This window comes from Methylobacterium sp. WL8, assembly GCF_008040045.1.
GTDB classification, from domain to species: Bacteria; Pseudomonadota; Alphaproteobacteria; order Rhizobiales; family Beijerinckiaceae; genus Methylobacterium; species Methylobacterium cerastii.
In genome coordinates this window covers 12,112-23,877 of sequence record NZ_VRVF01000033.1, presented here as the reverse complement: position 1 = coordinate 23,877, position 11,766 = coordinate 12,112, and the positions used below count along the sequence as shown (strand labels likewise).

Below are 11,766 nucleotides of genomic sequence, written 5' to 3'. Positions count from 1 at the left end.
CGTGGCGGCGCCGGTCGCACGCCGCCCCGCGGCGACGATCCTCGTGGACGCTGCGGCAGGATTTCGTTAAGATTTCCACTGAGGCAGGCTGCGTCGGTCGCGCCGCCGTGGCCATCCGCCAGGGAGTGCGCGATGTCGATCGGTGCTGGTGGAATTCTCGGGGCGACGCTGATGCTGGGCTTGGCGCTCGGTCCCAGCGCCGCCTTGGCGCAGGCCTCTCCTCAAGGCGCCTGGACCGACCCGCCAGCGCGCAGCGCCGCCCCCGCTGCGTCAGGCCCCGATGCCGCGAGCCCTATTGCTGCAAGCTCTCCGGCTCCCGTGAAGGAGCCGGCTCCGGCGACAGTGAGCGCGAGCCGTCCGGCCGAGGGCCAGTCCACATCGAGAAGCGTGGACACGAAACGTACGGAGACCGCGAGCAAGGCCAGCGCGCCGGCACGCGTCCGCCAAGCCGCGAAGCCGCCACGCCAGCCGATGCGCGAAGCGCGGCGCGCGCGTCCCCAAATCGTCGTAGAGGTACCGCGCGCGCGAATCGCCACGCCACGCCTCGTCGAGCGACGGGATGCGAGGCCGGTGGTGCGCCGGGTGGGCACGCGGGCCTACACGCCGCGGACCTTCGCGGCGGCGCCGCCCTACCCCTACGCGCCGTTGCCGGTCGGTCGTGTCGTCGGGCCGGCGGACGGCGAACGCAACCCGATCTTCGCGGAGGGGGACGACCGGACGCGCCGCATCGCGGCGGCGCAGGCCGCGGGATACCTCGTCGTCCGCGCCCGCTCGGTGCAATACCCGGATGGCCGGATGATGCGCAGCTATCGGCCCTACGACGAGGAGGACGGGCTCGATTGAAGCCCGTCTCGCGGTCGCCAGGTCACGGGCGTAGGGGCCCGCTCAGCGGATGCGGCCGGGTCGGGTCGGCTCGAACACGATGCGGCGGTGGAATGCGCACCAGCTCTTTCCGTCGGCCACGGGCGCGCCGCAGCACACCGCGCGATCGTTCGGCTCGCCGATGATGAACTTGCAGACGAAGGCGCCCGATTGCGCGAACGGCACGCGCAGCTCGGCCGACGGCTCTTTGACGGTCTCGGCTTCGCCGATCTGGGACATGCGGACGAGTTGGTTCATCGCACTGAAAGCTCGCGGAATCTCATGCTGGCGCAGAAGGCCGCCCGGCAGGGGAATGGTGAGAGAACGCCGTCCCGTATCGAGCGATCCTGCAACGCACGGTGATCCGTGGCGGCGAGACGTCCGGTCCATACGGGTCCGGCGAAAACGCCGGCACGACGGTGTCATGGTGTTGTTATAACTGGTCTTGTTCCCCGCGGAAACAAGACCGCCCCGCGTATCTTGCAACGGCGCACAGCCTTCAGGGTCTGACGGATGCACAAGCCTGCGGGGTTGCAGCGGGACGATCGACTTGCTGTGCGGCATCGCGCCGGCTCGGATCTCCAGGCTGCGGCGGGTTCGCGGGCAGACGCGCCTTCCCAGACTTGGACCGCCCAACCGGGGCGTGCATCCGCCTCCACCCTGTGATTGACTGGCGCCGACACCGCCCGCAACGACTGACCGGACGCATCATGGCCGACACCGCGCTCGTCTCGACCGAATGGCTGCACCAGCGCCTCGATGCGCCCGACATCGTGGTGCTCGACGCCTCCTGGTACCTGCCCGCCGCCGGGCGCGACCCCGAGGCGGAGTATCGCGCCGCCCACATCCCCGGCGCGGTCCGCTTCGACATCGACGCGATGAGCGACACCGAATCCGGGCTGCCGCACATGATGCCGCGCCCGGAGGCGTTCGCCTCGCGGATGCGGGCGCTCGGCGTCGGCGACGGCATGCACATCGTGGTCTACGACGGGCACGGGCTGTTCTCGGCGCCCCGGGTCTGGTGGATGCTGCGCACCTTCGGCGTGCGCGACGTCTGCGTCCTCGACGGCGGGCTGCCGGCCTGGATCGCGGCCGGCTACCCGACCGAGGAGGGCGAGCCGCGGGTTCGCGACCGGCGCCATTTCTCCGCCCGGCTCGACCACGGCGCGGTCGCCGACGCGGCCGACGTCGCGCGGGCGCTGGCCGGCGGCACCGCCCAGGTGGTCGACGCCCGCTCCGCGCCCCGCTTCCGCGGCGAGGAGGCCGAGCCCCGTCCCGGCGTCCGCCCCGGGCACATGCCGGGCGCCCGGAACCTGCATTACGCCGCGCTGCTGGCCGACGGGCACCTCAAGGCGCCGGACGCGCTCCGCGCGGTGTTCGCCGAAAACGGGATCGACCCCGACCGCCCGGTCGTCACCACCTGCGGCTCCGGCGTCACCGCGGCGATCGTCGCCCTGGCGCTGGAGCAGATCGGCCGCCCGGCCCGCGCCCTCTACGACGGCTCCTGGTCGGAATGGGGCGCCGACCCGAGCCGCCCGGTCGCGACCGGCCCCGCCTGAGCCCCTCGCCCCGGCGTCGCCGCCGTGTCATCGCGGCGTCATCGATCCCGGGGCATTTTTGCAACGTCGCCGATAGGAATACCCGGGCCGGCAAAGGCAGGATTGCCGCGATTATAGCCTTTGCTATACCGCAGTTCGGAACGTGCGGGGGACCAGGGCGATGCGGCACCGGAACAGGGCGGACGGCATCGGGTCGCGCGGCGTCGCCGTCCGCGGCGTGGGAGGGTTGATCGAGACCCGTCTGATCGAGGCCTGCCTGATCGGGGCCTGCCTGCTGCCGGGACATGCCGCCGGAGCCGACCTCGCCGTCGCGCGCGCGGCCTCCCCCTCTCCCGCCTTCGTCGATTGGTCGGGCGGCTATGTCGGGCTCGAGGGCAGCGCCGGCGGCTCGTTCGGCGCCCTCGGCTTCGGGCCGACCACGATCGGCGGCCGCCCCATTCCAGCCTTCAAGACCGGCGACGCCACGGGTCGTGCCGACCGCAGCCGCGAGGCGACCACCGCCGTCGGCGGCGTGTTCGGCGGCTGGAACTGGCAGGCCGGCCCCTGGGTCTACGGGCTCGAGGCGGACATCGCCGGCGCCAACCTCAAGCGCCCGGTCGGCTCGACCGCGGCCGGCTTCGGCTACGAAGGGTTCGACCCGGTCTTCGACGTGATCCGCGCCAAGACCGACCTCTACGGCGTCGTGCGCGGGCGGCTCGGCGTCGCCTTCGAGCGCGCGCTGGTCTACGCCACCTTCGGCCTCGCCGGCGCCGAGACGCGCTTCCTCGCCACCTACCCGGACCGCGCCGGCGGCCCCACCGCGACGGCGCGGACCGACCGGGGCACGCTCGGCTTCACCCTCGGGGCCGGCGTCCAGTACGCGATCACCGAGCACCTCGCCCTCGGCCTCGACTATCGCTACATCGACCTCGGCGGCACCGGCCGCCTCGACCTCGGCGCGGTGCCCGGCCTCGGCTCGGTCTCGACCCGGGCGTCTTTCACGTCGAACCAGATGCTGGCGCGGCTGTCGTGGTATCCGGCCGGCCTGCGGCTGCCGCCCGAGCCCGACGAGGCGGCCCCGCACGATCCCGACAACGGCGACACCGGCCGCTTCTCGCTCCACGGCCAGACCACCTTCATCAACCAGGGCGTGAGCGGGTTCCGCTCGCCCTATCTCGGCCCGAACAGCCTGGTGCCACGCCAAGCCCAGGCGACCACGACGGCGACCGCCTTCGTCGGCTTCAAGCTGCTGGAGGGCACCGAGCTCTACTACAACCCGGAATTCAGCCAGGGCTTCGGCCTGTCGCGGACGCTCGGCGTCGCCGGCTTCGTCAACGGCGAGGCGCAGAAGGCCGGCGCGCCGTTCCCGAAGCTGCGCTCGAACCGCTACTTCGTGCGGCAGACCTTCGGCCTCGGCGGCGAGACCGAGGACGTGCCCGACGGCCCGAACCAGGTCGCGACCCGCCGCGACGTCGAGCGGATCACCGTGGTCGCCGGCAAGTTCGCGCTGGGCGACTTCTTCGACGGCAACGTCTACGCCCACGACCCCCGCGTCGACTTCATGAACTGGTCGCTCTGGGCGGCCTCGGCCTGGGACTTCCCGGCCAACCTCCCCGGCTTCACGCAAGGCGTCTACGTCGAATACAACCGCGCCGAATTCGCAATCCGCGCCGCCTACACGCAGGTGCCCAAGGAGCCGTCGAACGACGTGCTCGACCCGCGGGTGTTCGACCGCCAGGGCGCCAACATCGAGTTCGAGGGGCGCTACGTCCTGCCCGCGCTCGAGCAGCCGGGCCGCGTGCGGATCGGCTTCTTCTCGAACCAGGGCAACACCGCCAACTACCGGCAGGTCGTGGCGCTGACGCAATCGGGGGTGTTCGACGACGTCAACGACGCGGTCGCAGCCACCCGCCGCCCGCGGCGCAAGACCGGCGGCTACGTCAACCTCGAGCAGGCGGTCACGGCCGACCTCGGCGTGTTCGCCCGCGTCAGCCTGTCGGACGGGCGCAACGAGAGCCTGTCCTTCACCGACGTCGACCGGAGTGCGTCGGGCGGCGTCTCGCTGAAGGGGACCGCCTGGGGCCGGTCGGGCGACACCATCGGCCTCGGCGCCACCGTGAACGGCCTCACGGAGGCCCACCAGGCCTACTTCGCCACCGGCGGCCTCGGCCTGCTGATCGGCGACGGGCGCCTGAACTACGCCCCCGAGCGGGCGCTCGAAGCCTACTACGCCATCGGCCTGACCAAGACCGTGACCCTGACCTTCGACTACCAGCGGGTGATCAACCCCGGCTACAACCGCGACCGGGGTCCTGCGGACTTCTTCGCCACCCGGCTGCACGCCGACTTCTGAGGGGTTCGCGCGGGCGCATTCCCGTCACGCGAGCCGGCCTCCACCGCGCCCGGGAATGCCCTGACGGCTACTCCGCCTCGTCCACGGTTTCGCCGAACACCGCCTCGAACCCGGCCCGCAGCTGCATGTCGACCTCGGGCATCGCGACGACGCGGCCGAGGTCGGCCAGGCTCGTCACCCCGTGGCCGCGGATGCCGCAGGGGACGATGCCGGAGAAATCCGCGAGATCCGGCTCGACGTTGAGGCTGATCCCGTGGAAGCTGACCCAGCGCCGCACGCGGATGCCGATCGCGGCGATCTTGTCCTCCACGGCGTCTCCGTTCTCCCGGCCCTTCTCCGGCCGCCGCACCCAGACGCCGACGCGGTCCTCGCGGCGTTCGGCCCGGACGTTGAAGGCGTCGAGGGTCGCGATGATCCAGGCCTCCAGGGCGGCCACGTAGGCGCGCAGGTCCGTGCGGCGGCGGTTGAGGTCGAGCATCACGTAGGCCACCCGCTGGCCGGGGCCGTGATAGGTGTACTGCCCGCCCCGCCCCGTCCGGTGCACCGGCAGCCGCGCCGGCGCCACGAGGTCGGCCTCGCGGGCCGAGGTGCCGGCGGTGTAGAGCGCCGGGTGCTCCAGCAGCCAGACGCATTCGGGCGCGAGCCCCCGCGCGATCGCGTCGGCCCGGGCCTCCATCCACGCCATCGCCGCGTCGTACCCGACAAGTGCGTCGCTGATCCGCCACGCCACCGGCGGGGAGCCCGCCCGCGGCAGGAACGTGTCGGGCGCGATCGCGAGACGGTGCGCGGCGTTTACCAAGGCTTCACCCTCTTTCGGGAATGCTCTCCTTCCACCGGTCCGTGCCGGTGGCAAGGCGTATGGGGGCGGTGGGCGCGTGGCGGTTCTGGAAGACCTCAAGGTCGATCTGACGGTGGTGCTCGGGCGCTGCCGCATGCCGCTGCACATGCTGCTGCGCATGGGACGCGGCGCGGTGATCGAACTGGAGGCGACCGAGACCGACCTCGTCGAGATCCTCGCCAACGACCACCCCGTCGCCCGCGGCCAGATCGTCGTGACCGGCAACCGCATCTCGATCGAGGTCACGGAGCTGATCCGCAAGGCGGATTCGGTGCGGATCCCCGGCGTCACCATCGGCGACGGCGCCGTGCCGTTCCTCGAAAGCCGCATGGAACCGGCCTGATCCAAGGCCCCGGCGAGGATTTGCCGGACCCTGCCGCGGAATTGCCGAGCCACGTTTCGGAATTGCTTGGCCGCAGCGCTTGTCGGATCGGGATCGATCTGGTATCCGCTGCGCCGCTCACCCGAGACGCCGGCCGCCGCAGCGGACCCGGATTTCGGAAAAGCGAACGGGACCCGACGGGTGCCGATGCGGCCATGGCGGAATTGGTAGACGCGCTAGCTTGAGGTGCTAGTCCTGCAAGGGGTGGAGGTTCGAGTCCTCTTGGCCGCACCAACGTTCTTCGATGTCGGACATCGAGACGTGGGTGCATGAAGACGGGTTTTGGGCGGCCGCGCTTCTCGATGGCGGCGCTCCCAGCGGTTCTTACGCGAACCCGACTTCGAGAGAGACGCGGATGGCGCGGTCTCTCGCTTCCGAAACACCAGACGTTTGAACGATCGCGCGCTCGGGTACTCATCGGGCAGCTGACGCTTTGCGCACGCAATGTCCAGCCTGCTGCGCGACATCGGCGAACGATCTTGGCTCCGCGTATCTCCTGCCCGCTTGCTCTATGCTGAACCAGGCGCGGCTTCGGCGCGGACATTCTTTCGAAGGCGACCATGGCAGGGCTGAAGGACAAGCGCGGCTTCATCGACAAGGACCGGCTCGATCTCTCGGAGCGGAAGGCGGTCGAGTACTGGATGAAGCGCTGGGGCGTGACGCAGGACCAGCTCACCACGGCGCACCGCAAGGCCGGCCGCATGATCAAGGACATCGCGACCGAGCTCGGAAAGAAGCGCTGAGCGAGCTGACGCTCGTAGGCAAGCTTCGGCCAATGGGCGGCGGATCAAAAAGTACGGGTCGTGGGCGTGCGGGGACGTGTTTCCGGGCGTGACGCACCCGTTTGGCGGCCAAGCTAGTCTACCACCGCTGCCGCCTCGGGCGGCTCTGAAGGCCGGTGTCAGCCTTCGCTGTCGCGGTTGAGGCCCAGAGCCTTCATCAGGTCGCCGATCGGGTCGCCCTGGGCCGCCCTGCCCGGCTGTGCGGTCGAGGCGACCGGGGTTGCGGCCTGCTCCGCGACCCGTGCCGTCGCCGGCTGGCTGCGCGGCGTGGAGGCGATCGGCCGGCGGGCGTGGACGTGCTCGGCCTTGCGCACCGGACGCGCCTCGGCCTGATCCTCGACGCTCGACAGGCTCGCCGTCATTGCGATCGGCAGGAGGGTGAAGGAGGCCGGGCGCACCAGAGCTGCCTCCACCACCGGCGCCGTGCGGGCCGGCGGGTCGTTCCAGGCCGTCGCCGCCTCGGCGGTCGCGACGACAGAGTGTCCGCGACGCGTCTCGAAGGCCGGATCACGCGGATGCAGCACATGTGCGGCCGTGATCAATCCCGTGACGAGCGCGGCGGTCGTGAGGATTGTGGACTTGACGTGTTCCATGATCTCAGAACGAACGGCCAAGGTCATGGTTCCGCTTGCGCGGAATCGCCCGTTTCGGCCCGCAGCGCCCGACCCTGAAACGAAAAGGGCGGCCCACCGGGCCGCCCTTTCGCATGTCGTGGAGCGCTTGCGGCCTACTCGGCCGCAGCCGAGGGCAGCTCGCCCAGCGGGCGGGCGCCGCTGTCGGACGCCTTCTGCTGGAGGATCATGCTGTCGCGGCGGCGTGCCACCGCGCGGATGTCGGCCACCATCGAGCCGGTGCCCGCCGGAATGAGCGAGCCGACGATGACGTTCTCCTTGAGGCCTTCGAGGTGATCGACCTTGCCGTTGACCGCCGCCTCTGTGAGGACGCGGGTGGTCTCCTGGAACGAGGCAGCCGAGATGAACGACTTCGTCTGCAGCGAGGCCTTGGTGATGCCGAGCAGGACGGGGACGCCCTGGACCGGCTTCTTGCCCTCGGCGAGCAGCTTCTCGTTGACCTCGGTCAGCTCCGTGCGGTCGATCTGGTCGCCCGCCAGGATGTCCGAGTCGCCGCCATCGGTGATCTCGACCTTCTGCAGCATCTGCCGGACGATGACCTCGATGTGCTTGTCGTTGATCGACACGCCCTGGAGCCGGTAGACCTCCTGGATTTCGTTGACGAGGTAAGCCGCAAGCTCCTCCACGCCCTTGATCGCCAGGATGTCGTGCGGCGCCGGGTTGCCGTCGACGATGTAGTCGCCGAGCTCGACCACGTCCCCGTCCTGAAGGTGGATGTGCTTGCCCTTCGGGATCAGGTACTCGACCGTCTCAGATCCGTCATGCGGCGTCAGCGACAGGCGGCGCTTGTTCTTGTAGTCGCGCCCGAAGGCGATGGTGCCCGACTTCTCGGCGATGATCGCCGCGTCCTTCGGGCGCCGCGCCTCGAACAGCTCCGCCACCCGCGGCAGACCGCCGGTGATGTCGCGGGTCTTGGCCGAGTCGGTGGAGACGCGGGCGAGGATGTCGCCGGCCTTCACCGAGCCGCCCGGGTCGTAGCCGATGATGGCGTCGACCGGGAGGAAGTAGCGGGCGTCGGAGCCGCGCGGCAGCTTGACCGGCTTGCCCTCGGAGTCGACGACCACCATCGCCGGCTTGAGGTCCGAGGTGCGCGCCGAGCCGCGCCAGTCGATGACGACGCGCTTGGCGATGCCGGTCGACTCGTCGGTGGTCTCGGTGATCGACTGGCCGTCGACCATGTCCTCGTACATCACGACGCCGTCCGTCTCGGTGATGATCGGACGGGTGTAGGGGTCCCACTCGGCGATGCGCTGGCCGCGCTTCACCTTGTCGCCGTCGTCGACGCGCAGGCGCGCGCCGTACTGCAGGCGGTGCACCGCCCGCTCCGTGCCGTCGGAGCCGACGACCACCACGGCCACGTTTCGGCCGGTGGCGATCAGGTCGCCGTCCGAGTTCTTGGCGATCGCGCGGTTGCGGATCTTGATCGTGCCTTCGAAGCTCGACTCGATGAAGGACGAATCCGCGATCTGCGCCGCGCCGCCGATGTGGAAGGTGCGCATGGTGAGCTGGGTGCCCGGCTCGCCGATCGACTGCGCCGCGATGACGCCGACGGCCTCGCCCATGTTGACGGGCGTGCCGCGGGCCAGATCCCGGCCGTAGCAGGTGGCGCAGACGCCCTGACGGGTCTGGCACACCAGCACCGAGCGGATCTTCACCTCCTGGATCCCGGCCGCCTGGATGGCGGGCAGGTGACGCTCCTCGATGGTCTCGCCGGTCTTGACGATGACCGTGCCGTCCTGGGCGACCAGGTCCTCCGCCGTGGCGCGGCCGAGGATGCGGATCGCCAGCGTGGCGACGACCTGGCCGGCATCGATGATGGCGCGCATCTTGATGCCGTTGGTCGTGCCGCAATCGACCTCGCGGATGACCGCGTCCTGGGCCACGTCGACGAGACGACGGGTCAGGTAGCCCGAGTTGGCGGTCTTCAACGCCGTGTCCGCGAGGCCCTTGCGGGCGCCGTGGGTGGAGTTGAAGTACTCGAGCACGTCGAGGCCTTCCTTGAAGTTCGAGATGATCGGCGTCTCGATGATCTCGCCCGAGGGCTTGGCCATCAGGCCACGCATGGCGGCGAGCTGCTTCATCTGCGCTGGCGAACCACGGGCACCGGAGTGGCTCATCATGTAGATCGAGTTGATCTGCTTGTCGGCGCCGTCCTCGTCCTTCTGGACGGTCGAGATCCGGAGCATCATCTCGGCGGCGAGCTTGTCCGAGCACTTAGCCCAGGCGTCGACCACCTTGTTGTACTTCTCGCCCTGAGTGATCAGGCCGTCGTTGTACTGCTGCTCGTAGTCCTTCACCAGCGTGCGCGTGGTGTCGACGATGGTCCACTTGTTCTCGGGCACGACCATGTCGTCCTTGCCGAACGAGATGCCGGCCTTGAACGCGTGGTTGAAGCCGAGCGCCATGATGCGATCGCAGAAGATCACCGACTCCTTCTGACCGCAGTGGCGGTAGACGGTGTCGATCATCGACGAGATCTCCTTCTTGGTCATCAGCTTGTTGACGACGTCGAAGGGCACCTTGGCGTGCAGCGGCAGCGCGCCGGACAGGATCACCCGGCCGGGCGTGGTGTCGTAGGTCTTGGTCAGCGGCTGGCCGTCGGGGCCGATGCCCTTCCAGCGCCACTTGATCTTCGAGTGCAGCTTCACGGACTTCGCGGCGAGCGCGTGCTCGAGCTCGCCCATGTCGCCGTAGACGCCCTGCATCGGGTTGGTCTTGTGGTCGGGCTGGAACGCGCCGACCAAGCCCTCGCCGACGATGGAGAGGTAGTACAGGCCGAGCACGATATCCTGCGAGGGCACGATGATCGGCTGGCCGTTGGCCGGGTGCAGGATGTTGTTGGTCGACATCATCAGGACGCGCGCCTCCAGCTGAGCCTCGAGGCTCAGGGGAACGTGCACGGCCATCTGGTCGCCGTCGAAGTCGGCGTTGAACGCGGCGCAGACCAGCGGGTGCAGCTGGATCGCCTTGCCCTCGATCAGCTTCGGCTCGAACGCCTGGATGCCGAGGCGGTGAAGCGTCGGCGCGCGGTTGAGCATCACGGGATGCTCGCGGATCACCTCGTCGAGGATGTCCCAGACCTCGGGCTTCTCCTTCTCGACGAGCTTCTTCGCCTGCTTGACGGTGGCCGAGAAGCCCTTGGCGTCGAGGCGCGCGTAGATGAAGGGCTTGAACAGCTCGAGCGCCATCTTCTTCGGCAGGCCGCACTGGTGCAGCTTCAGCTCGGGGCCGACCACGATGACCGAGCGACCGGAGTAGTCGACGCGCTTGCCGAGCAGGTTCTGGCGGAAGCGGCCCTGCTTGCCCTTGAGCATGTCGGCGAGCGACTTCAGCGGACGCTTGTTGGCGCCGGTGATGACCCGGCCGCGGCGGCCGTTGTCGAACAGCGCGTCGACGGCCTCCTGCAGCATCCGCTTCTCGTTGCGGATGATGATGTCGGGCGCGCGAAGCTCGATCAGCCGCTTGAGGCGGTTGTTGCGGTTGATCACGCGGCGGTAGAGGTCGTTCAGGTCCGACGTGGCGAAGCGGCCGCCGTCGAGCGGAACCAGCGGACGCAGGTCCGGCGGGATCACGGGGACGACGGTCAGGATCATCCACTCGGGCTTGTTGCCCGACATCTGGAACGCCTCGATGATCTTGAGGCGCTTCAAGAGCTTCTTGGGCTTCAGCTCGGAGGTGGTGGTCGCGATCTCCTCGCGCAGCGCGTCGGCGATGCCGTCGAGGTCGAGCTCCTGGAGGATCCGGCGGATCGCCTCGGCGCCGATCATCGCCGTGAACGAATCCTCGCCGTACTCCTCCTGGGCGCGCAGGTACTCCTCCTCCGACAGGAGCTGACGCTCCTTGAGAGGGGTGAGGCCCGGCTCGATGACGCAGTAGGACTCGAAGTAGAGGATCCGCTCGAGATCCTTGAGCGGCATGTCGAGCAGCAGGCCGATGCGGCTCGGCAGCGACTTCAAGAACCAGATGTGTGCGACGGGGGCGGCGAGCTCGATATGGCCCATGCGGTCGCGCCGGACGCGCGCGAGGGTGACCTCGACGCCGCACTTCTCGCAGATGACGCCCTTGTACTTCATGCGCTTGTACTTGCCGCACAAGCATTCGTAGTCCTTGATCGGCCCGAAGATGCGGGCGCAGAACAGGCCGTCACGCTCCGGCTTGAACGTCCGGTAGTTGATCGTCTCGGGCTTCTTGATCTCGCCGTAAGACCACGAGAGGATCTTTTCGGGGCTGGAGATCGAGATCTTGATCTGGTCGAAGCTCTGGGGCTGAGCCTGCTGGTTGAAAAGGTTCATGACCTCTTGGTTCATGATCCGCTCCTTGCTTGACGGGAACGCGCGCCCTGCGCCGGCGCCGTCCGCGTCTTGAAATCAACTCGGCGCC

The 11,766-nt window shown here is 69.3% G+C and carries 9 protein-coding genes and 1 tRNA gene; 6 read left to right on the top strand and 4 right to left on the bottom strand.

Going from position 1 to position 11,766, the window contains the following annotated elements; translation table 11 throughout:
* The first annotated feature begins 570 nt into the window (after positions 1 to 570).
* Entirely contained in the window at positions 571 to 843 is a 273-nt protein-coding gene (locus FV234_RS13495; RefSeq protein ID WP_147829758.1) for a hypothetical protein, read from the top strand.
* 42 nt (positions 844 to 885) lie between these two features.
* Here the strand turns inward: FV234_RS13495 and FV234_RS13490 are convergent, their stop codons facing one another.
* Positions 886 to 1,119, bottom strand: coding sequence for a hypothetical protein (locus FV234_RS13490; RefSeq protein ID WP_147753003.1), 234 nt, complete (start codon positions 1,117 to 1,119; stop codon positions 886 to 888).
* Between the two features lie 452 nt (positions 1,120 to 1,571).
* Between FV234_RS13490 and sseA the strand changes: the two genes are divergently transcribed.
* Both sseA and FV234_RS13480 read left to right on the top strand, forming a co-directional pair.
* Entirely contained in the window at positions 1,572 to 2,420 is an 849-nt protein-coding gene (gene sseA / locus FV234_RS13485) for a 3-mercaptopyruvate sulfurtransferase (RefSeq protein ID WP_147753001.1), read from the top strand.
* Positions 2,421 to 2,580: 160 nt separating this feature from the next.
* Positions 2,581 to 4,752: a carbohydrate porin gene (locus FV234_RS13480; protein ID WP_147753000.1), complete on the top strand. Its 2,172-nt coding sequence runs from the start codon at positions 2,581 to 2,583 to the stop codon at positions 4,750 to 4,752.
* Positions 4,753 to 4,819: 67 nt separating this feature from the next.
* On the opposite strand, the gene lipB is transcribed toward FV234_RS13480, so the two are convergent.
* Entirely contained in the window at positions 4,820 to 5,551 is a 732-nt protein-coding gene (gene lipB, locus FV234_RS13475; protein ID WP_147752999.1) for a lipoyl(octanoyl) transferase LipB, read from the bottom strand.
* A gap of 76 nt (positions 5,552 to 5,627) precedes the next feature.
* Between lipB and FV234_RS13470 the strand changes: the two genes are divergently transcribed.
* The 3 genes from FV234_RS13470 (at position 5,628) to FV234_RS13460 (ending at position 6,715) form a co-directional block, all read left to right on the top strand.
* Positions 5,628 to 5,933: a FliM/FliN family flagellar motor switch protein gene (locus FV234_RS13470; protein WP_147752998.1), complete on the top strand. Its 306-nt coding sequence runs from the start codon at positions 5,628 to 5,630 to the stop codon at positions 5,931 to 5,933.
* Between the two features lie 188 nt (positions 5,934 to 6,121).
* Positions 6,122 to 6,206, top strand: a tRNA-Leu gene (locus FV234_RS13465).
* 326 nt (positions 6,207 to 6,532) lie between these two features.
* Positions 6,533 to 6,715 carry a DUF3606 domain-containing protein gene (locus FV234_RS13460; RefSeq protein ID WP_147752997.1) on the top strand — a complete coding sequence of 61 codons (183 nt, stop codon included), beginning with the start codon at positions 6,533 to 6,535 and terminating at the stop codon, positions 6,713 to 6,715.
* Between the two features lie 158 nt (positions 6,716 to 6,873).
* Here FV234_RS13460 and FV234_RS13455 read toward each other — a convergent pair whose 3' ends face one another.
* Together FV234_RS13455 and rpoC are read right to left on the bottom strand one after the other, a co-directional pair.
* The gene (locus FV234_RS13455) at positions 6,874 to 7,368 is read right to left on the bottom strand and encodes a hypothetical protein (protein WP_147752996.1); all 495 of its coding nucleotides are present in this window, start codon (positions 7,366 to 7,368) and stop codon (positions 6,874 to 6,876) included.
* A 113-nt stretch (positions 7,369 to 7,481) separates the two neighbouring features.
* Positions 7,482 to 11,693 carry a DNA-directed RNA polymerase subunit beta' gene (gene rpoC / locus FV234_RS13450; protein WP_147752995.1) on the bottom strand — a complete coding sequence of 1,404 codons (4,212 nt, stop codon included), beginning with the start codon at positions 11,691 to 11,693 and terminating at the stop codon, positions 7,482 to 7,484.
* Positions 11,694 to 11,766 lie beyond the last annotated feature (73 nt).

Coding starts and splice junctions, on each gene's coding strand:
- FV234_RS13490 (WP_147753003.1), bottom strand. CDS start 1,119: ATGAACCAACTCGTCCGCATGTCCCAGATCGGCGAAGCCGAGACCGTC.
- rpoC (WP_147752995.1), bottom strand. CDS start 11,693: ATGAACCAAGAGGTCATGAACCTTTTCAACCAGCAGGCTCAGCCCCAG.
- FV234_RS13480 (WP_147753000.1), top strand. CDS start 2,581: ATGCGGCACCGGAACAGGGCGGACGGCATCGGGTCGCGCGGCGTCGCC.
- sseA (WP_147753001.1), top strand. CDS start 1,572: ATGGCCGACACCGCGCTCGTCTCGACCGAATGGCTGCACCAGCGCCTC.
- FV234_RS13460 (WP_147752997.1), top strand. CDS start 6,533: ATGGCAGGGCTGAAGGACAAGCGCGGCTTCATCGACAAGGACCGGCTC.